Raw genomic sequence first — 18,779 nt, 5'->3', positions numbered from 1 at the left:
GGCTCCGATTGCGGAGCCTTCAAACTCTGTAAATACTAATTTTTAAATAAGAAAAAATAGCTTGACAAAGGGTAGGTCGATTGATAATCTCTGCGGGTTTTTCCCCACAGAAAGGCTGTTGTTCGGCCGTATGAAACACTGATAAGGATTTGGGAGAATCTAGATGCCAACGATTAACCAACTGATTCGCAGCGGGCGCAAAAAGAAAGTCGTCAAGTCGACGGCGCCTGCGTTGAAATCTTGTCCGCAAAGACGCGGGGTATGTACGCGTGTTTACACAACGACCCCGAAAAAGCCGAACTCTGCGCTGCGGAAAGTTGCCCGGGTGCGTTTGACTAACGGAATTGTTGTGACCTCGTATATTCCTGGCGTGGGACACAATCTGCAAGAGCACTCCGTGGTGCTGATTCGTGGTGGCCGGGTTAAGGATTTGCCTGGTGTCCGCTACCATATTGTCCGTGGTACTCTTGACCTTGCCGGAGTTAAGGATCGCAAGCAGGGTCGTTCGAAATATGGCGCTAAGCGCCCTAAGTGATTTAGTCTGAGGAAGAGGACGTTATGCCCAGAAGAAGAGAAGTCCCAAAGCGGGTCATTCTGCCGGATCCTAAGTATGGGGATCTGCTGGTTGCGAAATTTGTCAACAATGTCATGGTTGACGGAAAAAAGAGTACTGCTGAGCACATTGTTTACGGTGCTTTTGATCTGGTCGCCGAGCGGACCGGGAATAACCCGCTGGAAGTGTTCAAGACTGCCATGGATAACGTGCGCCCGGTTCTTGAGGTTAAGTCACGTCGTGTTGGTGGGTCCACCTACCAGGTTCCTGTCGAGGTTGCTCCTTCACGGCGCACTGCGCTGGCAATGCGTTGGTTGGCTATTTATGCGAAGGCTCGTAGCGAGAAGACCATGCGCGAGCGGTTGGCGGGTGAGTTTGTAGATGCCTTCAACAACCGTGGTGCTGCCGTTAAGAAGCGCGAAGATACGCACCGTATGGCAGAAGCTAACAAGGCTTTTGCGCATTATCGCTGGTAGATCAGTCGTTCAGGTTAGGAGAAAAACGTGGCTCGCAAGGTTGCTCTAGAAAAAACTCGTAATATCGGTATTATGGCTCACATTGATGCCGGTAAGACCACAACGACTGAACGTATCCTGTTCTATACGGGGATCTCACATAAAATTGGTGAGGTGCATGACGGTGCAGCGACTATGGACTGGATGGAGCAGGAGCAGGAGCGTGGTATTACCATCACCTCAGCTGCGACGACCTGTTTCTGGAAGGACCATCGGGTCAATATTATTGACACTCCTGGCCACGTAGATTTTACCATCGAAGTCGAACGCTCGCTGAAGGTTCTTGATGGGGCTGTTGCTGTCTTCTGTTCTGTTGGTGGTGTTGAGCCGCAGTCGGAAACGGTTTGGCGGCAGGCTGACAAGTATCATGTTCCGCGGATCGCCTTTATTAATAAGATGGATCGTATTGGCGCCAACTTTAATCGCGGTGTTGATATGATTCGTGAGCGATTGGGTGCCAATCCGCTGCCGTTGCAGTTGCCGATTGGTGCCGAAGAGAACTTCCGTGGGCTTGTCGATCTGGTGACCATGGAAGCGATTGTCTGGGACGATGAGTCGATGGGTGCCAAATTTGAAGTCATCGATATCCCCGAAGATATGGTTGATGATGTCGAGATGGCGCGCGAGGCCCTGCTGGAAGAGATTTCTGGCAACGACGAAGAGTTGATGGAGAAATATCTTGGTGGTGAAGAGCTGACCGTCGACGAGATCAAGGCGGCGATTCGCCGGGGGACGAAGAATATTGAGTTCTGTCCCGTACTTTGTGGTAGCGCTTTTAAAAATAAAGGTGTGCAGACGCTGTTGGATGCGGTGGTTGATTATATGCCCTCTCCGCTGGACGTTCCTGCTATTAAAGGGGTTAATCCTGATAACGGCGAAGAGCTTGAGCGGCCCGCTTCCGATAGCGAACCCTTTGCTGCTTTGGCCTTTAAGATTATGACCGACCCCTTTGTTGGTCAGCTGAGCTTCTTTCGGGTGTATTCGGGGGTTGCCGAGTCTGGAACGTCTGTCCTCAACTCGACCAAAGGTAAGAAGGAGCGTTTCGGTCGTTTGTTGAAGATGCACGCTAATAAGCGTGAAGAGATCAAGCAGGTTTATGCTGGTGATATCGCTGCTGCGGTCGGTTTGAAGCACACTACTACTGGTGATACTTTGTGTGACCCGGATAAGCCGTCGCTGCTTGAGTCGATGGAATTCCCTGAACCGGTTATTCACTTGTCGGTTGAGCCGAAGACCAAAAGCGATCAGGAAAAGATGGGTGTTGCTCTGGGTAAGTTGCTGTCTGAGGATCCGTCCTTGAGGGTGCGGACCGATGAAGAAACTGGTCAGACCATTCTTTCCGGGATGGGCGAGCTGCATCTTGAGATCATTGTTGACCGGATGAAGCGCGAGTTCAAGGTTGAGTGTAATGTTGGCGCTCCGCAGGTTGCTTATCGTGAATCGATCACTAAATCGGTCGAAGTGCAAGGCAAGTTTGTCCGCCAGTCCGGTGGCCGTGGTCAGTATGGCGATTGTTGGTTGCGTCTTGAGCCGGGCGAACCTGGTGAAGGCTTCAGTTTTATTGATGAGATTAAGGGTGGCGTTATTCCGCGCGAATATATCCCTGCAGTTGGGAAGGGTGCTGAAGAGGCCGCTGAAAACGGGGTTCTTGCCGGTTTCCCGATTGTTGATGTTCGGGTCGCTTGTTACGACGGTTCGTATCACGATGTTGACTCTTCCGAGATGGCCTTTAAGATTGCCGGTTCAATGGGCTTCAAGGAAGGGGCAAGAAAAGCTTCTCCCGTTCTGCTCGAGCCGATTATGGCGGTCGAAGTTGTTGTCCCTGAGGAATACATGGGAGATGTTATCGGCGATTTGAATAGCCGTCGCGGCCGTATCATGGGGATGGATTCCCGCGGCGGTGCGCAGGTTGTTAATGCTCACGTTCCACTTTCCAGTATGTTTGGTTACGCAACCGATCTACGCAGTTCAACGCAGGGTCGGGCAACATATACGATGGTATTTGATCATTACGAGCAGGTACCTAAGGCAATTAGTGAAGAGATTATCGCCAAGGTCAATGGTTAGGCCGAGGAGAGGAGATAGTTATGTCCAAGGAAAAATTTGAGAGGACAAAGCCGCACGTCAACATCGGGACCATCGGTCACGTTGACCACGGCAAGACCACGCTGACCGCAGCGATTACCACCGTGCTCGCAGAAAAGATGGGCCGCGGTGAAGTCAAGGCTTTCGATCAGATCGACAATGCACCGGAAGAGCGTGAGCGTGGTATCACCATTGCAACCGCCCACGTCGAATATGAGACCGAAAAGCGTCACTATGCACACGTTGACTGCCCGGGTCACGCCGACTATGTCAAGAACATGATCACCGGAGCTGCCCAGATGGACGGCGCTATTCTGGTGGTCTCGGCTGCTGACGGCCCGATGCCGCAGACCCGTGAGCACATCCTGCTCGCTCGTCAGGTTGGTGTTCCGGCCATGGTCGTGTTCCTGAACAAGGCCGACATGGTTGACGACGAAGAACTGCTCGAGCTGGTCGACATGGAAATCCGTGAGCTGCTGTCGAGCTATGATTTCCCGGGTGACGATATTCCGATCATTGCCGGGTCCGCTCTGGCCGCTCTGGAAGGTCGCGATGACGAGATCGGCAAGAACAAAGTTCTCGAACTGATGGACGCTGTTGACAGCTACATCCCCGAGCCGGAGCGTGCTGTTGACAAGCCGTTCCTGATGCCTGTTGAAGACGTCTTCTCCATCTCCGGTCGTGGTACTGTTGCCACCGGTCGGGTTGAGAGCGGCGTGGTCAAAGTTCAGGAAGAAGTCGAAATCGTCGGCATGAAAGCTACGACCAAAACGGTCGTGACCGGTGTCGAAATGTTCCGCAAGCTGCTGGATCAGGGTCAGGCCGGCGACAACGTCGGTATTCTGCTGCGTGGTGTCAAGCGTGAAGACATCGAGCGTGGTCAGGTTCTGGCTAAGCCGGGCAGCATCACCCCGCATACCAAGTTCAAAGCCGAGGCTTATATTCTGACCAAGGAAGAGGGTGGTCGTCATACCCCGTTCTTCAAAGGGTATCGTCCGCAGTTCTACTTCCGGACCACGGATGTGACCGGGATTGTTGAGCTTCCGGAAGGCACCGAAATGGTTATGCCTGGTGACAATATTGCAATGACGGTTGATTTGATCACCCCGATTGCAATGGACAAGGAACTGCGCTTTGCAATCCGCGAAGGCGGCCGTACTGTCGGCGCCGGCGTGGTCAGTGAAGTTATCGAGTAATACGAGGAAAACACATGTCTACACAGAAGATCAGAATTCGTCTGAAAGCTTATGATCACAGCCTGCTCGACCAGGCTGTTGCGGAAATTGTAGATACAACGAAACGTACCGGTTCACGTTTGGTCGGCCCCATTCCGTTGCCGACTGTGATCAATAAATACTGTGTGCTGCGCGGTCCGCACGTCGACAAAAAGAGTCGAGAGCAGTTTGAGATTCGTACGCATAAGCGTCTCTTGGATATTATGGAGCCGACTCAGCAGACCGTGGATGCTTTGATGAAGCTGGACTTGTCTGCTGGCGTAGACGTTGAGATCAAGCTTTAATTTTTGGTTTAATCGCAATTTAAGGGCACGACTATGACCAACGGATTGTTAGGAAAAAAGATAGGCATGAGCCAGGTTTATGCTGCTGATGGGCAGCGGATTCCTGTGACTGTGCTGGAAGCGGGGCCATGTACGGTTCTGCAGAAGAAGACAGCGGCAACTGATGGCTATGAAGCTGTACAGATTGGTTTCAAGGCGATTGGTGCACAGCGCGCGAACAAGCCGGAAATGGGACACTTCAAAAAGGCCGGCAAGGGTGCCTTTGCTCATGTTCGCGAATTTTCAACCGTCGGGGACTGCGCCGTTGGTGATATCGTTTCCTGCGAAATGTTCAAGCCCGGTGACCGGATCGATATAACCGGTACCAGTAAGGGTAAGGGATTTCAGGGCGTTATGAAGCGGTGGGGTTTTTCCGGTGGCCGGGCGACTCACGGTTCCATGTTTAAACGTCGGCCTGGGGGCATCAGTGCTTCGGCTTGGCCGTCCCGAGTGTTCAAGGGTAAGAAAATGCCTGGACAATTGGGTAATGTGCGGGTTACAACACAAAACCTCATTGTTGTCGACGTTCGGCCCGAAGAGAATTTAATCCTTGTACGTGGTGCCGTTCCTGGACCGAAAAACGGTCTGGTCGAGATCCGTAAAGGGATCAAGGTTTAAGTGCTGCGGATTTAGGAGTGGATAAATGGCAACTGTAGCAATTTATGATCAGGACAAGAAACAGGTTGGAGAGCGTGAGCTCGCGGACACTGTTTTTAATACTGAAGTAAAAGAATATCTTTTGCATGACATGGTTCGTTATCAACTTGCGGCTCGGCGTCAGGGGACGGCAGCGGTCAAGAACAGAAGCGCGGTTGCCGGTGGTGCAAAGAAGCCTTATCGTCAGAAAGGTACCGGTAATGCACGGCAGGGTACTATTCGCGCACCCCATTTCGTTGGTGGTGGTGTTGCGTTTGGACCTCAGCCCCGCTCCTATTCCTTCAAGCTGAATCGGAAGGTCAAGAAAGCGGCGCTTTGCAGCGCATTGTCCGCTCGCTTTCAAGGCGAAAAACTGGTGGTCGTGAAAGATCTGGCCCTGGATGATATCAGTACCAAACGGTTCAGTCAGGTTATTGAGCGGTTTGCGCTGGATGGTGCGTTGGTCGTTATCGACCAGGCCGATGTCAAGGTTGAGCTTTCAGCCAGAAATCTGCGCAATGTAAAAGTCCTGCGCGCAGAAGGGGTGAATGTATACGACGTTCTTAAATACCCTTATCTGGTGCTGACTGATGCCGCGGTTACTGAGATCGAAGGAGCTTTGGAAAAATGAAACCTCTTCACGAGATTATTCGCAAACCGCTGATTACTGAAAAAGCAAACCTGCTGAAGGACGAAGCGCAAGTTGTTGCATTTGAAGTTGCGCGCTCGGCCAACAAAATCGAAATCAAGCAGGCGGTTGAAAAAGCTTTTGATGTCAAGGTCAAGTCGGTTAATACTATCCAGTTGCGCGGTAAAATGAAGCGGGTCGGTGCTTCTTTCGGGCAACGGAACAACTGGAAAAAAGCATATGTTACCCTGCAACAGGGGCATAATATCGATTTTTATGGCGTTTAAGGCCGTGTATTTGGCAGGTATGGAGCAGTTGTCATGGGTATAAAAAAATATAATCCAACCTCGGACGGTCGGCGTCATATGACCTCCTCGACTTTCGAGGAAGTAACTAAAGCCAGACCGGAAAAATCTCTTCTTGTACCGCTGAAGCGGTCCGGCGGACGAAACAACTCCGGTCGGATCACCAAGCGTCATACTGGCGGTGGCCACAAGAGGCAATATCGGATTGTGGATTTTCGACGGGACAAGCTTGAGGTTCCTGCTAAGGTTGCTTCCATCGAATATGATCCCAACCGTAGTGCTCGCATCGCACTGTTGTTCTATGCTGACGGTGAGAAGCGTTACATTCTGGCTCCCAACGGTCTGTCGGTCGGCGATGCGGTGGTTGCCAGCGATTCCGCTGATATTCGACCGGGCAATGCGTTGTCGATCAAGGCCATTCCGTTGGGCACCTGGGTGCACAATGTTGAGCTTAAGGTTGGCAAAGGCGGCCAGTTGGCCCGTAGTGCAGGTGCCTACGCGATGATCGCTGCGAAAGAAGGTCGCTATGCCCAGTTGCGACTCCCTTCCGGTGAAGTTCGCCTGGTGATGCAGGAATGCCGTGCTACTGTTGGTCAGGTTGGCAATCTTGATTATGAAAAAATCAAGATCGGTAAAGCCGGTCGTAACCGTTGGCTGGGGAAACGTCCGCAGTCGCGTGGTGTGGCCATGAACCCGGTCGATCACCCGCATGGTGGTGGTGAAGGTAAGAGTTCCGGTGGTCGTCATCCGGTTACCCCATGGGGTATCCCGACCAAAGGTTACAAAACCAGAACGAATAAACGTACGGACAAATTTATCGTACGTCGTAGAAATAAGAAGTAATTCAAGCCTTTAGGAGAAGATCGTGGCAAGATCAATTAAAAAAGGGCCATACGTCCAGGACAGCCTGCTACGCAAAGTAGATCTGGAAGGTGACACTAACCGTAACAAAGTTATCAAGACCTGGTCGCGGCGTTCGACCATCATTCCTGAGTTTGTCGGGCTGACCTTTGCTGTTCATAACGGGAAGAAATTTGTCCCGGTTTTTGTCAGTGAAAATATGGTTGGTCACAAGCTGGGTGAATTTGCTCCGACGAGGACTTACTTCGGTCACGGCAGTGACAAGAAGAGCAAGGTCAGATAGCTTACCGCGATTTTAACAGGAGTTCCGAGCAATGGAAGCACAAGCAAAACTGAGGAACGTTCGCCTTTCTCCGCGTAAGGCGCGACTCGTTGTCGATCTGGTCCGCGGTAAGGGGATTCAGGATGCTATGAACATTCTGCAATTTTCTCCGCAGAAAACTGCACCAGTTCTTTCTAAATTATTGAAATCAGCTGTAGCAAACGCCGAACAGAAAGGTGTTTCTGATGTTGATCAGTTGTTTGTTAAAACAATTATGGTCGATCAGGGCCCCGTGTTAAGGCGCTTTATGCCTCGCGCACAAGGGCGAGCCAGCCGGATTCGCAAACCGACCAGCCACATTACTGTGGTTCTGGATGTTAAGTAAAACGAGGAGGTATCCCTTTGGGCCAGAAAGTTCATCCGATAGGATTTCGTCTTGGAGTTAACCGGACATGGGAATCCCGCTGGTACGCAGATTCAGACTATGCCGAAAAACTTCATGCCGATCTCAAACTTCGTAATTTCCTGAAGAAGAGATTGTACCATGCAGGAATTTCGAAAATCGAGCTTGAGAGAGCAGCTAATAAAGTAAAGATCAACATCTTTGCCGCAAGACCCGGAATTATCATCGGCAAAAAAGGTTCCGAGGTTGAGGTATTGAAAAAAGATCTGGCCAAGATTACCGATGATGAATGTTTTATCAACATTCAAGAGGTGCGTAAGCCGGAAGTTGATGCCCAGTTGGTTGCAGAAAATGTTGTGTTGCAGCTGGAAAGGCGCGTCGCTTTCAGAAGAGCCATGAAGCGTAGTGTCAGTATGGCCCTCAAATTCGGTGCAAAGGGAATCAAAATCAATTGTTCCGGGCGTTTGGGCGGTGCCGAGATGAGCCGTACTGAATGGTATCGTGAAGGGCGTGTTCCTTTGCATACTTTGCGAGCTGATATCGATTATGGTTTTGCCGAAGCAAAGACGACCTACGGAATCATTGGTGTCAAAGTCCTCATCTTCAAGGGTGAGGTGCTTGGAAAAGAACAAGAACAGCCGGTTGGCTGATCAGGAGTAATTAACCATGTTAATGCCGAAGAAAGTTAAGCGTAGAAAGCAGTTTACCGGTCGCATGACTGGACAGGCCTCCCGTGGTACTGAAGTTAGTTTCGGTGATTACGGTCTGCAGGCCCTTGAGTGCGGCTGGCTTTCGTCACGTCAGATTGAAGCTGCTCGTCGCGCCATGACGCGCTATATCAAGCGTGGTGGGAAGATCTGGATTCGCACATTTCCGCATAAGCCCCTTACCAGTAAGCCGGCCGAAACCCGGATGGGTAAAGGAAAAGGGTCGCCCGAGAAGTGGGTTGCTGTGGTAAAGCCAGGCCATATGATTTATGAAATGCAGGGAGTTACCGAGGAAATTGCACGTGAGGCTTTCCGGCTTGGTGCTCATAAGTTACCGATGCGGACCAAATTTGTGAAAAGAGAGGCTGGCGATGAAGGCTAGTGAAATTATCGATCTCAGCGTAGAGGAATTGGAAGCGAAGACGCGTGAGCTTCAGCAGGAGCTTTTCAATCTGAGATTTCAATTGCATACCGGTCATCTGGAAAACACTGCTAAGATATCTGCTGTACGTAAAGACGTGGCACGAGTCAAGACAGTCCTGTCCAGTAAGCTGAATGCCTAGTGTGTGTGAGGAAAAATGAGTCAAGAACGAGGTAGCAGAAGAACCCGGATCGGCGTTGTTGTCAGTGACAAAATGGATAAAACTGTTGTTGTCAGGGTCGATGACCTGGTTAAGCACAGCATTTATAAAAAATTCATCAAGCGGAAAGTTAGCTGTAAAGCTCATGATGAGCTGAACAGTTGCGCTCTTGGTGATAAAGTCCTTATTGTCGAAACCAGACCCTTGTCCAAAGACAAGCGCTGGCGTGTGCGCCAGATTCTGGAGAAGGCCGTTACCGCGTAGGAGAGTAAGTCATGATCCAGATGCAATCCATGCTGAGCGTCGCAGATAATTCCGGCGCGAAGAAGCTTTGCTGTATTAAGGTCCCGGGTGGATCGAAGCGTAAATATGCCGGAATCGGCGATATCATCATTTGCAGTGTTAAAGAAGCGTTGCCGAATTCCAAAGTTAAAAAAGGTGATGTTGTTCGTGCTGTGATTGTGCGTACTGCGAAGGAAATTCCGCGTCCGGACGGGTCGTTTATTCGTTTTGACAACAATTCAGCTGTTGTCGTTAACGCTGGTAACGAACCTATCGGCACCCGTATTTTCGGCCCAGTCGCGAGAGAGTTGCGAGCCCGTCACTTTATGAAAATTGTTTCGCTGGCTCCTGAAGTTTTATAAACCGGACTGTTGGAGAAAATAAGCAATGGCTAGTATCAAAGTACATGTCAAAAAAGATGACATGGTGAAAATTATTGCTGGTAAGGAGCGCGGTAAAACCGGTAAGGTTCTGCGGGTTTTCCCAGCCAAAGGACGTGTTGTCGTTGAGAACCTCAACGTGGTGAAACGACACACCCGCCCTAATCAGCTCAATCCCGAGGGTGGTATCGTCGAGAAAGAGGCGGCAATCAGCATGTCCAATGTCATGTTGATCTGCGGTTCTTGTAACGAGGCGACTCGTACCGGCGTCAAAACTCTTGAGGACGGTAGCAAGACTCGTTATTGCAAAAAATGTAACGCGAGCGTTGATAAATAAGTAAACGGAGATTTCAATGGCCAGGTTAAAAGAGGCATATATTCAGGAGCAGATTCCTGCCCTGATGAAGGAATTCCAATACCGTAACGTAATGGAAGTTCCCAAAATAGAGAAGGTCGTTCTGAATATGGGTCTCGGTGAGGCCATTCAGAATCCCAAGCTGCTCGAATCCGCAGTTGAAGAGCTGGAACGGATTTCCGGCCAAAAACCGGTGGTGACCAAATCCAAAAAGTCGATCGCCGGATTCAAGCTGCGTGAAAACATGTCTATCGGTGCCTGTGTAACGTTGCGGCACGATCGGGCATGGGAATTCATTGATCGCTTGGTCAATGTTGCGCTGCCTCGGGTTCGCGATTTTAAGGGCGTTTCTCCCAAAGCGTTTGACGGCCGGGGTAATTATACCCTTGGTATCCGCGAGCAGTTGATCTTTCCTGAGATTGACCTCGATAAGATCGCCAAGGTTTCCGGGTTGAACGTTACGATTGTAACAACGGCAAAAACCGACGAAGAGGGCCGTGCATTGCTGGCCGGTCTCGGTATGCCGTTCAGAAAATAGAGCTTTAAGAGCGGAGGATGATGTGGCGAAGAAATCAATGATTGCCAAAGCTAAACGGCCCCAAAAGTTCGCGGTTCGTACATACAATCGCTGTCCGATTTGTGGTCGTCCGCGCGCTTATTATCGTAAGTTTGATATGTGCAGAATTTGTTTAAGGAAACTGGCCTCCGAAGGGAAAGTCCCCGGGGTTGTCAAGTCCAGCTGGTAACAGCGAGAAGGAGTACCATTCATGTCGATGACTGATCCAATGGCGGACATGTTGACCCGCATCCGTAATGCCGGTATGGCGTCCCATGCGAAAGTTGATGTTCCCTCCAGCAACGTCAAAGCTGCAGTCGCTGCAGTTTTGAAAGATCTTGGCTTTATAAAAAACTTTAAAATCGTAACTGACGGTAAGCAAGGGCTGCTGCGTATTTATCTGAAATACGATGACAACCAGTCTCCCGTCATTCACGAGATCAAGCGGGTGTCTACACCAGGTTGTCGGGTTTATGTCGGCAAAGAGGATATCCCCCGGATCAAGAACGGTCTCGGTGCTTCGATTCTCTCGACCTCCAAAGGCGTTCTTGACGATGTGTCAGCACGCAAGGCACAGGTTGGCGGCGAAGTTATCTGCAGCGTTTGGTAACAGAAGATCGAGGAGTTTCAAAAATGTCACGTATCGGTAAATTGCCAATAGCTATACCAGCAGGTGTCAAAGTTGCACTTGATGGAAATACCATGACCGTCACCGGGCCCAAAGGGGCACTGACCCAAGAGTTGCATGCGCGGATGACCATCGCCGTTGAAACGGAACAGATTATCGTCTCACGCCCGACTGAGGAAAAATCTGATTGTGCTCTGCATGGCCTGACCCGTTCCCTGATCAATAACATGGTGGTCGGTGTGACGGTTGGATTTCAGAAAAAGCTTGAAATCAACGGGGTCGGTTATCGTGCTGAAATCAGCGGAAACACATTGACCCTTTCACTCGGTTATTCCCACCCGGTTGTCTACGAATTGCCTGAGGGGATTTCGGTAGAGGTGGAAAAACAAACCAAGTTGTCGGTAAATGGTATCGATAAGCAGCTTGTCGGATCCGCTGCGGCGAAGATCCGCTCATTCCGTGCTCCGGAACCGTACAAGGGCAAAGGAATCAAGTATGCTGACGAGAAGATTTTGCGTAAAGCTGGTAAGGCCGGCAAGTAATTAGATTGATATAAGGAGCATAACTGTGAACGTTTCCCAAAAAAGACGTGTTGCCAGGCTCAAGCGTCAGGCGCGGGTTAGAAGAAAAATTCGTGGGACCACTGAATGCCCCCGGCTCTCTGTCTTCCGCAGTACCAAGCATATTTACGCCCAGATTATCGAAGATACAACCGGCAGAACTTTGGTTGCGGCTTCATCAGTCGGCAAAGATGTGGACTTGAATAACGGCGGTAATGTAGAGGCGGCTAAGGCAGTCGGGAGTGCTATCGCTCAAAAAGCACTTGCCCAGAATATCACCCAAGTTGTTTTCGACCGTAACGGTTTCCTGTATCAGGGGCGCGTTCAGGCGCTGGCTGATGCTGCACGGGAAGCCGGATTGAAGCTGTAGAGGAGAAGGTAGTGCTGCGCATTGATCCCAATGAACTGGAATTGACCGATAGAGTCATTCATATCAACCGTAATGCCAAAGTTGTCAAAGGTGGCCGGCGCTTCAGCTTTTCTGCACTGGTTGTTGTCGGTGACGGAGAAGGGCATGTCGGTTACGGACTTGGTAAAGCCAAGGAAGTTCCTGAAGCCATCAGAAAGGGCGTTGAACAGGCTAAAAAAAGCCTGATCAAGGTGCCAATTCAGGATGGGCGGACCATTCCTTACGATGTTATCGGTAAGTACGGAGCAGGTAAGGTTCTGCTCAAACCTGCTTCCGCAGGTACCGGTGTGATCGCCGGCGGTGCTGTCCGGCCTATCCTGGAGTCGGTCGGGATTGGTAACATTCTGACCAAATGTCTCGGCTCCAACAACCCGCATAACGTTGTCAAAGCGACAATGAATGCGCTCAAGATGCTTAAAAGCCCGGATGAGGTTCTTGCTCGTCGCGGTCTTGTCAAAGAATAAGGGTCGCAGACCCAGGAGGATGTCATAATGGCTGCGGAAGTAAAAGTTACCCTGAAGAAAAGCCCGATCGGACGAAAAGAGTATTTCGCCAAGGTTCTGAAAGGTCTGGGCCTTAAGCGCCTGCATCAAACTGTCACTTTGCAGGACACTCCGGAGATTCGGGGTATGATCCGTAAAGTTGAGCATATGGTTGCAGTCGAAGACTGAAAACAATATAGAGGATAAATGATGGATCTCAGTAATCTGAAACCGGCACCCGGTTCGACTAAAAATAGGAAGCGCATCGGTCGTGGCCCCGGCTCTGGAACCGGAAAAACTTCCGGTAAAGGCCATAAGGGACAAAACGCCCGCAGCGGTGGTGGCGTAAAACCAGGATTCGAGGGTGGTCAGATGCCACTGCAGAGACGGACCCCGAAGCGTGGGTTTACCTCTGTCAATAAGAAGGTCTATAACCTGGTTAATCTGCGGGACCTTGAGGTTTTTGAAGCTGGTACTGTGGTTGATCTCGAGCAATACGGCAATGCTGGCTTGATTTCAAACCCCAAAGACGGAATCAAAATCCTTGCTGATGGGGAATTGTCCAAAGCATTGACTGTTCAGGCTCATAAATTCAGCAAGTCTGCTGCAGAGAAAATTGAGTCAGCAGGCGGCAAAGCCGAGGTAATCTAAACATGTCGACCCTGCAGAATATACTGGCAATTCCAGAACTGCGGCGCAGAATTATGTTCACACTGACAATGCTGGCTGTCTACAGGGTTGGATGTCATGTCCCGACGCCCGGCATTGATGCCCACGTACTGGCCAAATTTTTCGAAGGTACCGATGGTACCCTGTTAGGGTTGGTCAGTGCTTTCACCGGCGGTGCATTGAAACAGATGGCTGTGTTCGCACTTGGGATCATGCCATATATTAGTGCGTCGATTATTCTTCAATTACTGACGGTGGTTTTTGAACCGATCGAAAAGCTGTCAAAAGAAGGTGAGCAGGGCCGGAAAAAAATTACCGAATATACACGTTACGGCACCATCCTCCTGGCTATTATCCAGGGTATCGGTATCGCTACCGGGTTGCAGTCCATGTCCGGACCGGCGGGTGAGCCGGTTGTCCCCCATCCGGGAATCGGGTTTATCCTGATGACGGTTATTACTCTGACAGCAGGTACCGCTTTTATTATGTGGCTTGGTGAGCAGATTACCGAGCGGGGCATCGGTAACGGTATTTCCCTGATTATCTTTGCCGGTATTGTTGCCGGAATGCCGTCGGCGATCGTCAACTCAATCCGGTTGGTTGAAACCGGCGCGATGACGGTGACAGTTATTGTGTTTATCCTCGCCTTGATGCTGGTGACCGTGGCCGCAATCGTGTACATGGAAAGAGCGCAACGGCGGGTGCCGATCCATTACGCCAAGCGCGTCGTGGGCATGCGCAATATGGGGGGGCAGGCCAGTCACCTGCCACTGAAGATTAACATGAGCGGGGTTATTCCGCCTATCTTCGCCAGTTCAATCATGATGTTCCCGGCCACCATCGCCAACTTTGTCAATGTACCCTGGGTGAAGACGGCGTCGACTTTTTTATCGCCGGGCCACCTGGTTTACAATGTTTTTTATGTTGCTTTTATTTTCTTCTTTTGCTACTTCTACACGGCTATAACTTTCAACCCCGTGAATGTCGCTGAGAATGTTAAAAATCAAGGTGGCTTTGTGCCGGGGATTCGTCCCGGGAAGGAAACCGCAAACTATCTGGATACGGTTCTCGGGCGCCTGACTTTTGCCGGTGCGATTTATGTAGCGGTGGTCTGTGTTCTGCCGACTATCTTGATCAGTCAGTTGAATGTCCCTTTCTTCTTCGGTGGGACGTCGCTGCTGATTGTTGTCGGGGTCGGTATGGATACGGCATCGCAAATTGAGGCCCATTTGATCTCCCGCTCCTATGAGGGGTTCATGAAGGGGGTTACACTCAAGGGCCGGCACGGTTAGGAGGGGATGATGAATATGATATTGCTCGGCCCTCCGGGTGCCGGAAAAGGAACTCAGGCCTTTTTTTTGGTGGAAAGCTATGCGATCCCGCAGATCTCTACCGGGGATATGCTACGCGCTGCTGTTCAGGCTGCGTCGCCCATGGGCGTCAAAGCCAAGGCCTGTATGGATGCTGGTGAATTGGTGTCCGACGATGTTGTGATCGGAATCGTTCGTGAGCGTCTGCAGCAGGCTGACTGTGATAACGGTTTTATTCTTGATGGTTTTCCCAGGACTTTGCCGCAGGCCGATGCATTACAGGATGTGCTGAAGGACCTTGGTAAAGAGCTTGAAGCTGTGGTTTCGTTGCGGGTCGATACTGACGCCCTGGTTGAGCGTTTGGCCGGGCGGCGCAGTTGTCCGCAGTGTGGAAAAGGGTTTCATCTGAAATTCGATCCGCCAAGGGAAGACGGAACCTGTAGTGCTTGCGGTGGCGAGCTGGTGCAGCGGGATGACGATAAGGAAGAGACCATTCGTAAACGAATGGAGGTTTATCATCGTCAGACTGCTCCGCTGGAAGATTATTATTCCCAACGCGGAGTGCTGATCGCTGTTGACGGGATGGCTGAGATTCAAGCTGTTCGCGCCGAGATAAAAGCAGCATTACAGGCAGGTTGAATTGATAGTCGTTAAGTCACGCACTGAAATTGCCAAAATGCGCAAAGCCGGGAAGATGGTTGCTGAAATTCTTGAGCTGATGCGTGACATGATCAAGCCTGGGATCAGCTCTCTTGAACTTGATCAACTGGCTGAGAAAAAATGCAAGGAATGGAAGGCACGACCTGCATTCAAGGGGTACGGCGGCTTTCCTTTTACTGTTTGTGCGTCACCTAATGACCGTGTTGTCCATGGCTTCCCCAATAGTCAACCCCTTGAAGAAGGCGATATTATCAGTATCGATTTCGGGTTGGTGGTAGACGGTTTTTATGGTGATTCAGCAATGACGGTTCCGGTTGGGAAGATCGACTCGCGGACCGAGCGATTGCTCGCAACTACAAAAGATTCTTTGTTTTGTGGTATCGAGGCAGCTCAGGTCGGCGGTTATTTGTCCGATATTTCCCACGCTGTGCAGGAACGGGTCGAAAGTGACGGCTTCAGCGTAGTTCGTGAATTTGTCGGTCATGGCATCGGGCGTGATTTGCACGAGGATCCACAAATTCCAAACTATGGTGCTCCGCGACGAGGGCCTAAGTTGAAAGCGGGGATGACCTTTGCCATTGAACCGATGGTGAATGTAGGTTTACCAGGCGTTAGGGTTCTGGAAGACGGGTGGACAGCGGTAACCGTTGATGGTCAGTTCTCCGCCCATTTTGAACATACTATTGCAATTACAGACAACGGGCCTGAAATTTTAACTCAAGTTTGATTTGAGTTAGGTGGGTGGCCGATTAGATCATTTGGATAGAAAAGGATCTCAAAATGAAGGTTAGAGCTTCGGTAAAGAAGATCTGTGATAAGTGTAAGGTTATAAAACGTAAAGGCGTTATCCGGATCATCTGCGAGAATCCCAAACACAAGCAAAGACAGGGATAAGGCCCTAGGAGGAAAAATTGGCACGTATTGCTGGAGTCGATTTGCCGCGCAACAAGCGTATTGAAGTAGCCATGACGTATATCTACGGGATTGGCCGCACTACGTCTAAAGAAATTCTTTCTCAGGCTGGGGTTGATTTAGATGCCCGTACTGATGATTTGACTGAGGCGGAGCTGGCGAAGATTCGTGAGATTATAGACAAAGATTGTCATGTCGAAGGGGACCTGCGTCGTGAAATCTCGATGAACGTCAAGAGGCTGATGGATCTTGGTTGTTACCGCGGTCTGCGTCACCGTCGTGGGCTGCCTGTTCGCGGGCAGAATACCAAAAACAATTCACGGACTCGCAAGGGACCTAAGAAGACCGTTGCCGGTAAGAAAAAATAAGCGGAGTTGTCATGGCTAAATCGGGTAAAAAAGTCGTACGCAAGAAGGTTGAAAAGAAAAACATTGCCAAAGGTGTTGTGCATATTCAATCGACCTTTAACAATACAATCGTGACTATCTGCGATCCTATGGGCAATGTCGTAGCCTGGTCCACTTCCGGAGCTAAAGGGTTCAAGGGGTCGCGGAAAAGCACACCGTTTGCCGCCCAGATGGCCGCCGAAGAGGCAGCAACCAAGGCTATGGAACATGGTATGCGTTCTGTTGAGGCATATGTCAAAGGACCGGGTAGCGGTCGTGAATCAGCTCTGCGGGCACTTTCTTTAGCTGGTTTGACAGTGACTATGATCAAGGATGTCACTCCCATTCCACATAACGGTTGTCGTCCGCCCAAGCGCCGTCGCGTTTAAGCAACAAGGAGGAAAAAGTTGTCTAGGTATTCTGGTCCCGTATGCCGTCAGTGCAGAAGAGAAAACGCCAAACTGTTCCTGAAAGGGGATAGGTGTTTTACTGATAAATGTGCGATCGAACGCAGGAATTACGCGCCCGGCCAACACGGCCAGCGGCGTTCAAAAGTATCCGACTACGGTACTCAGCTGCGTGAAAAACAAAAAGTCAAACGGACTTACGGACTGCAGGAAAAACAGTTCCGGTTGTATTTCGCCAAGGCTGACCGTATGAGAGGGGTGACCGGTGAGAACCTGTTGCTGCTTCTTGAGCGTCGTCTTGACAGCATCATCTATCGGCTTGGTTTTGCTGCGTCACGTGCTCAGGCACGGACTCTGGTGCGGCATGGTCATTTCCAGGTGAACGGTCAAAAAGTTAACATTCCGTCCTTTCTCGTGCGGCCTGATGATATCGTCAGCCTGCGTGAAAAAAGCCGTGAAGTGACCTGCATTAATGAGTCTCTCGACAGTGTTATGCGCCGGGGTGTGCCTTCCTGGGTTGAGCTTGATCGCGATGCCTTCAAAGGTAAGCTCAAAACTCTGCCGGTGCGTAGTGAGTTGACAACTCCTGAGTTCCAGGAACAACTTATTGTCGAGCTCTACTCCAAGTAATCAAACCCTGTTCGGGACTCTTGAGAGGGAGAATCTATATATGTACAAAAATTGGAGGGATCTGATCAAGCCCAAGCGGTTGGAAGCAACTGAATTGACAGATTCTTATGGAAAATTCGTTGCCGAACCTTTCGAACGAGGGTTCGGCACGACTCTTGGTAACTCGTTGCGGAGAGTATTGCTGTCTTCACTGCAAGGTGCGGCAATTACTTCGGTGAGAATCAAGAACGTTCAACACGAATTTTCCAGTGTCGTTGGCGTGACCGAAGACGTGACGGATATTATTCTGAACCTGAAAGGGGTCAAGGTAAATCTGCACGGTAACGATTCACGCAACGTCAGAATTGTTAAAAAAGGTGCAGGCGTCATTAAGGCAGCCGATATTATCACCGACAGTAATGTCGAGATTCTCAATGGCGATCATCATATCGCAACCTGCGGGGATGAAACGGATCTCGAAATCGATATGACCGTTGCCATGGGCAAGGGATATGTTGCTGCGGAAAAGAATCGCGATGAAAATGCTCCGGTTGGAACCATTCCGATCGATGCTATTTTCTCTCCGATTTCCAAGGTGAATTACACGGTTTCCAATGCCCGGGTCGGGCAAATCACCGACTATGACAAGCTGTCCATCGAAGTGCATACGGATGGCAGCGTCAAACCCGAGGATGCGGTTGCTTATGCGGCCAAAATCCTGAAAGAACAGCTGCAGATTTTTATTAATTTCGACGAAGCTGATGAGCCCGTTCTTGAAGAAGAAGAAAGCGATAAGCAGAAAATTAATGAAAATCTTTATCGCTCGGTGGAAGAGTTGGAACTGTCAGTACGCAGTGCCAATTGCCTGAAAAACGCCCAGATCAACCTGATTGGTGAGCTTGTTCAGAAATCAGAAGCTGAGATGCTTAAAACTCAGAATTTTGGCCGGAAGTCTTTGAATGAAATTAAAGACATTCTTTCCGAAATGGGTTTGAGCCTGGGGATGAAATTGGAAAACTTTCCTGATCCCGAATACCTAAAATTGATTCAAAAAGGCCAGGACGAAGAGTAGTCCCCCTT

The 18,779-nt window shown here is 50.2% G+C and carries 33 protein-coding genes; all 33 read left to right on the top strand.

Annotated elements, in window-relative coordinates; all coding sequences use genetic code 11:
- Positions 1 to 163: 163 nt before the first annotated feature.
- From rpsL to N909_RS0102865, 33 genes are read left to right on the top strand one after another with little or no spacing between them, the layout of a single operon-like run.
- On the top strand, positions 164 to 535 hold the full coding sequence (gene rpsL, locus N909_RS0103020) for a 30S ribosomal protein S12 (RefSeq protein WP_029911183.1): 372 nt from the start codon (positions 164 to 166) through the stop codon (positions 533 to 535).
- Between the two features lie 23 nt (positions 536 to 558).
- Positions 559 to 1,029 carry a 30S ribosomal protein S7 gene (gene rpsG / locus N909_RS0103015; protein WP_029911180.1) on the top strand — a complete coding sequence of 157 codons (471 nt, stop codon included), beginning with the start codon at positions 559 to 561 and terminating at the stop codon, positions 1,027 to 1,029.
- A gap of 27 nt (positions 1,030 to 1,056) precedes the next feature.
- Positions 1,057 to 3,135 carry an elongation factor G gene (gene fusA, locus N909_RS0103010; RefSeq protein WP_029911177.1) on the top strand — a complete coding sequence of 693 codons (2,079 nt, stop codon included), beginning with the start codon at positions 1,057 to 1,059 and terminating at the stop codon, positions 3,133 to 3,135.
- 20 nt (positions 3,136 to 3,155) lie between these two features.
- Entirely contained in the window at positions 3,156 to 4,349 is a 1,194-nt protein-coding gene (gene tuf / locus N909_RS0103005; RefSeq protein ID WP_029911174.1) for an elongation factor Tu, read from the top strand.
- Positions 4,350 to 4,363: 14 nt separating this feature from the next.
- Positions 4,364 to 4,672, top strand: coding sequence for a 30S ribosomal protein S10 (gene rpsJ / locus N909_RS0103000; RefSeq protein WP_029911171.1), 309 nt, complete (start codon positions 4,364 to 4,366; stop codon positions 4,670 to 4,672).
- A gap of 33 nt (positions 4,673 to 4,705) precedes the next feature.
- Positions 4,706 to 5,329 carry a 50S ribosomal protein L3 gene (rplC, locus tag N909_RS0102995; protein WP_029911168.1) on the top strand — a complete coding sequence of 208 codons (624 nt, stop codon included), beginning with the start codon at positions 4,706 to 4,708 and terminating at the stop codon, positions 5,327 to 5,329.
- Between the two features lie 25 nt (positions 5,330 to 5,354).
- Positions 5,355 to 5,978, top strand: coding sequence for a 50S ribosomal protein L4 (rplD, locus tag N909_RS0102990; protein ID WP_029911164.1), 624 nt, complete (start codon positions 5,355 to 5,357; stop codon positions 5,976 to 5,978).
- Positions 5,975 to 6,262 (top strand): 50S ribosomal protein L23, encoded by a 288-nt coding sequence (locus N909_RS0102985; protein WP_029911153.1) that lies wholly within the window; start codon positions 5,975 to 5,977, stop codon positions 6,260 to 6,262. The genes rplD and N909_RS0102985 overlap by 4 nt, the downstream gene beginning before the upstream one ends.
- A 33-nt stretch (positions 6,263 to 6,295) precedes the next feature.
- Positions 6,296 to 7,123, top strand: a complete 828-nt coding sequence (rplB, locus tag N909_RS0102980) for a 50S ribosomal protein L2 (protein WP_029911150.1) — start codon at positions 6,296 to 6,298, stop codon at positions 7,121 to 7,123.
- A 22-nt stretch (positions 7,124 to 7,145) separates the two neighbouring features.
- Entirely contained in the window at positions 7,146 to 7,424 is a 279-nt protein-coding gene (gene rpsS / locus N909_RS0102975; protein ID WP_029911147.1) for a 30S ribosomal protein S19, read from the top strand.
- A 31-nt stretch (positions 7,425 to 7,455) separates the two neighbouring features.
- On the top strand, positions 7,456 to 7,788 hold the full coding sequence (gene rplV / locus N909_RS0102970) for a 50S ribosomal protein L22 (protein ID WP_029911144.1): 333 nt from the start codon (positions 7,456 to 7,458) through the stop codon (positions 7,786 to 7,788).
- A 17-nt stretch (positions 7,789 to 7,805) separates the two neighbouring features.
- Positions 7,806 to 8,456 carry a 30S ribosomal protein S3 gene (gene rpsC / locus N909_RS0102965; RefSeq protein ID WP_029911141.1) on the top strand — a complete coding sequence of 217 codons (651 nt, stop codon included), beginning with the start codon at positions 7,806 to 7,808 and terminating at the stop codon, positions 8,454 to 8,456.
- Between the two features lie 16 nt (positions 8,457 to 8,472).
- Complete coding sequence (gene rplP, locus N909_RS0102960; protein ID WP_029911139.1) at positions 8,473 to 8,895, top strand: 50S ribosomal protein L16; 423 nt, start codon at positions 8,473 to 8,475, stop codon at positions 8,893 to 8,895.
- On the top strand, positions 8,885 to 9,076 hold the full coding sequence (gene rpmC / locus N909_RS0102955) for a 50S ribosomal protein L29 (RefSeq protein WP_029911137.1): 192 nt from the start codon (positions 8,885 to 8,887) through the stop codon (positions 9,074 to 9,076). The genes rplP and rpmC overlap by 11 nt, the downstream gene beginning before the upstream one ends.
- 15 nt (positions 9,077 to 9,091) lie before the next feature.
- Complete coding sequence (rpsQ, locus tag N909_RS0102950) at positions 9,092 to 9,358, top strand: 30S ribosomal protein S17 (RefSeq protein ID WP_029911135.1); 267 nt, start codon at positions 9,092 to 9,094, stop codon at positions 9,356 to 9,358.
- Positions 9,359 to 9,369: 11 nt separating this feature from the next.
- Positions 9,370 to 9,738, top strand: coding sequence for a 50S ribosomal protein L14 (rplN, locus tag N909_RS0102945; protein ID WP_029911131.1), 369 nt, complete (start codon positions 9,370 to 9,372; stop codon positions 9,736 to 9,738).
- 25 nt (positions 9,739 to 9,763) lie between these two features.
- Positions 9,764 to 10,093, top strand: coding sequence for a 50S ribosomal protein L24 (gene rplX, locus N909_RS0102940; RefSeq protein ID WP_029911128.1), 330 nt, complete (start codon positions 9,764 to 9,766; stop codon positions 10,091 to 10,093).
- Between the two features lie 16 nt (positions 10,094 to 10,109).
- A complete protein-coding gene (gene rplE / locus N909_RS0102935) occupies positions 10,110 to 10,649 on the top strand; it encodes a 50S ribosomal protein L5 (protein WP_029911125.1) in 540 nt (179 codons plus the stop codon).
- A gap of 22 nt (positions 10,650 to 10,671) precedes the next feature.
- Positions 10,672 to 10,857 (top strand): type Z 30S ribosomal protein S14, encoded by a 186-nt coding sequence (locus N909_RS25155; protein WP_084167398.1) that lies wholly within the window; start codon positions 10,672 to 10,674, stop codon positions 10,855 to 10,857.
- 21 nt (positions 10,858 to 10,878) lie between these two features.
- Positions 10,879 to 11,277, top strand: coding sequence for a 30S ribosomal protein S8 (rpsH, locus tag N909_RS0102930; protein WP_029911122.1), 399 nt, complete (start codon positions 10,879 to 10,881; stop codon positions 11,275 to 11,277).
- A gap of 23 nt (positions 11,278 to 11,300) precedes the next feature.
- Positions 11,301 to 11,837, top strand: a complete 537-nt coding sequence (gene rplF / locus N909_RS0102925; protein ID WP_029911119.1) for a 50S ribosomal protein L6 — start codon at positions 11,301 to 11,303, stop codon at positions 11,835 to 11,837.
- Positions 11,838 to 11,862: 25 nt separating this feature from the next.
- Positions 11,863 to 12,225, top strand: coding sequence for a 50S ribosomal protein L18 (gene rplR, locus N909_RS0102920; protein WP_029911116.1), 363 nt, complete (start codon positions 11,863 to 11,865; stop codon positions 12,223 to 12,225).
- An 11-nt stretch (positions 12,226 to 12,236) separates the two neighbouring features.
- Positions 12,237 to 12,728, top strand: coding sequence for a 30S ribosomal protein S5 (gene rpsE, locus N909_RS0102915; protein ID WP_029911112.1), 492 nt, complete (start codon positions 12,237 to 12,239; stop codon positions 12,726 to 12,728).
- A gap of 27 nt (positions 12,729 to 12,755) precedes the next feature.
- Positions 12,756 to 12,935: a 50S ribosomal protein L30 gene (gene rpmD / locus N909_RS0102910; protein ID WP_029911110.1), complete on the top strand. Its 180-nt coding sequence runs from the start codon at positions 12,756 to 12,758 to the stop codon at positions 12,933 to 12,935.
- 21 nt (positions 12,936 to 12,956) lie between these two features.
- Positions 12,957 to 13,397 carry a 50S ribosomal protein L15 gene (rplO, locus tag N909_RS0102905; RefSeq protein ID WP_029911106.1) on the top strand — a complete coding sequence of 147 codons (441 nt, stop codon included), beginning with the start codon at positions 12,957 to 12,959 and terminating at the stop codon, positions 13,395 to 13,397.
- Positions 13,398 to 13,450: 53 nt separating this feature from the next.
- Entirely contained in the window at positions 13,451 to 14,707 is a 1,257-nt protein-coding gene (secY, locus tag N909_RS0102900) for a preprotein translocase subunit SecY (RefSeq protein WP_245613565.1), read from the top strand.
- Between the two features lie 9 nt (positions 14,708 to 14,716).
- Positions 14,717 to 15,364, top strand: a complete 648-nt coding sequence (locus N909_RS0102895) for an adenylate kinase (protein ID WP_029911101.1) — start codon at positions 14,717 to 14,719, stop codon at positions 15,362 to 15,364.
- A 1-nt stretch (position 15,365) separates the two neighbouring features.
- Positions 15,366 to 16,112, top strand: coding sequence for a type I methionyl aminopeptidase (map, locus tag N909_RS0102890; protein WP_029911098.1), 747 nt, complete (start codon positions 15,366 to 15,368; stop codon positions 16,110 to 16,112).
- Between the two features lie 53 nt (positions 16,113 to 16,165).
- Positions 16,166 to 16,279 carry a 50S ribosomal protein L36 gene (rpmJ, locus tag N909_RS0102885; protein WP_029911095.1) on the top strand — a complete coding sequence of 38 codons (114 nt, stop codon included), beginning with the start codon at positions 16,166 to 16,168 and terminating at the stop codon, positions 16,277 to 16,279.
- Positions 16,280 to 16,296: 17 nt separating this feature from the next.
- Positions 16,297 to 16,665, top strand: coding sequence for a 30S ribosomal protein S13 (gene rpsM / locus N909_RS0102880; protein WP_029911092.1), 369 nt, complete (start codon positions 16,297 to 16,299; stop codon positions 16,663 to 16,665).
- Positions 16,666 to 16,676: 11 nt separating this feature from the next.
- Entirely contained in the window at positions 16,677 to 17,072 is a 396-nt protein-coding gene (gene rpsK, locus N909_RS0102875; RefSeq protein ID WP_029911089.1) for a 30S ribosomal protein S11, read from the top strand.
- Between the two features lie 18 nt (positions 17,073 to 17,090).
- Entirely contained in the window at positions 17,091 to 17,720 is a 630-nt protein-coding gene (rpsD, locus tag N909_RS0102870; protein ID WP_029911086.1) for a 30S ribosomal protein S4, read from the top strand.
- 40 nt (positions 17,721 to 17,760) lie between these two features.
- Positions 17,761 to 18,771, top strand: coding sequence for a DNA-directed RNA polymerase subunit alpha (locus N909_RS0102865; RefSeq protein WP_029911085.1), 1,011 nt, complete (start codon positions 17,761 to 17,763; stop codon positions 18,769 to 18,771).
- The last annotated feature ends 8 nt before the right edge of the window (positions 18,772 to 18,779 follow it).

The sequence above is a fragment of the Pelobacter seleniigenes DSM 18267 genome, assembly GCF_000711225.1.
Taxonomy (GTDB): Bacteria; Desulfobacterota; Desulfuromonadia; order Desulfuromonadales; family Geopsychrobacteraceae; genus Seleniibacterium; species Seleniibacterium seleniigenes.
The sequence above is the reverse complement of the archived record's forward strand: the minus strand, read 5'-3'. Positions and strand labels throughout refer to the sequence as shown.

What these genes read in the sequence shown, in the direction of transcription:
- rpsL (WP_029911183.1), top strand. Translation starts at nt 164, where the DNA reads ATGCCAACGATTAACCAACTGATTCGCAGCGGGCGCAAAAAGAAAGTC.
- rpsG (WP_029911180.1), top strand. Translation starts at nt 559, where the DNA reads ATGCCCAGAAGAAGAGAAGTCCCAAAGCGGGTCATTCTGCCGGATCCT.
- tuf (WP_029911174.1), top strand. Translation starts at nt 3,156, where the DNA reads ATGTCCAAGGAAAAATTTGAGAGGACAAAGCCGCACGTCAACATCGGG.
- rpsJ (WP_029911171.1), top strand. Translation starts at nt 4,364, where the DNA reads ATGTCTACACAGAAGATCAGAATTCGTCTGAAAGCTTATGATCACAGC.
- rplC (WP_029911168.1), top strand. Translation starts at nt 4,706, where the DNA reads ATGACCAACGGATTGTTAGGAAAAAAGATAGGCATGAGCCAGGTTTAT.
- rplD (WP_029911164.1), top strand. Translation starts at nt 5,355, where the DNA reads ATGGCAACTGTAGCAATTTATGATCAGGACAAGAAACAGGTTGGAGAG.
- N909_RS0102985 (WP_029911153.1), top strand. Translation starts at nt 5,975, where the DNA reads ATGAAACCTCTTCACGAGATTATTCGCAAACCGCTGATTACTGAAAAA.
- rplB (WP_029911150.1), top strand. Translation starts at nt 6,296, where the DNA reads ATGGGTATAAAAAAATATAATCCAACCTCGGACGGTCGGCGTCATATG.
- rplV (WP_029911144.1), top strand. Translation starts at nt 7,456, where the DNA reads ATGGAAGCACAAGCAAAACTGAGGAACGTTCGCCTTTCTCCGCGTAAG.
- rplP (WP_029911139.1), top strand. Translation starts at nt 8,473, where the DNA reads ATGTTAATGCCGAAGAAAGTTAAGCGTAGAAAGCAGTTTACCGGTCGC.
- rpmC (WP_029911137.1), top strand. Translation starts at nt 8,885, where the DNA reads ATGAAGGCTAGTGAAATTATCGATCTCAGCGTAGAGGAATTGGAAGCG.
- rpsQ (WP_029911135.1), top strand. Translation starts at nt 9,092, where the DNA reads ATGAGTCAAGAACGAGGTAGCAGAAGAACCCGGATCGGCGTTGTTGTC.
- rplN (WP_029911131.1), top strand. Translation starts at nt 9,370, where the DNA reads ATGATCCAGATGCAATCCATGCTGAGCGTCGCAGATAATTCCGGCGCG.
- rplX (WP_029911128.1), top strand. Translation starts at nt 9,764, where the DNA reads ATGGCTAGTATCAAAGTACATGTCAAAAAAGATGACATGGTGAAAATT.
- rplE (WP_029911125.1), top strand. Translation starts at nt 10,110, where the DNA reads ATGGCCAGGTTAAAAGAGGCATATATTCAGGAGCAGATTCCTGCCCTG.
- rpsH (WP_029911122.1), top strand. Translation starts at nt 10,879, where the DNA reads ATGTCGATGACTGATCCAATGGCGGACATGTTGACCCGCATCCGTAAT.
- rplF (WP_029911119.1), top strand. Translation starts at nt 11,301, where the DNA reads ATGTCACGTATCGGTAAATTGCCAATAGCTATACCAGCAGGTGTCAAA.
- rpmD (WP_029911110.1), top strand. Translation starts at nt 12,756, where the DNA reads ATGGCTGCGGAAGTAAAAGTTACCCTGAAGAAAAGCCCGATCGGACGA.
- rplO (WP_029911106.1), top strand. Translation starts at nt 12,957, where the DNA reads ATGGATCTCAGTAATCTGAAACCGGCACCCGGTTCGACTAAAAATAGG.
- secY (WP_245613565.1), top strand. Translation starts at nt 13,451, where the DNA reads ATGTTCACACTGACAATGCTGGCTGTCTACAGGGTTGGATGTCATGTC.
- N909_RS0102895 (WP_029911101.1), top strand. Translation starts at nt 14,717, where the DNA reads ATGAATATGATATTGCTCGGCCCTCCGGGTGCCGGAAAAGGAACTCAG.
- rpmJ (WP_029911095.1), top strand. Translation starts at nt 16,166, where the DNA reads ATGAAGGTTAGAGCTTCGGTAAAGAAGATCTGTGATAAGTGTAAGGTT.
- rpsK (WP_029911089.1), top strand. Translation starts at nt 16,677, where the DNA reads ATGGCTAAATCGGGTAAAAAAGTCGTACGCAAGAAGGTTGAAAAGAAA.
- N909_RS0102865 (WP_029911085.1), top strand. Translation starts at nt 17,761, where the DNA reads ATGTACAAAAATTGGAGGGATCTGATCAAGCCCAAGCGGTTGGAAGCA.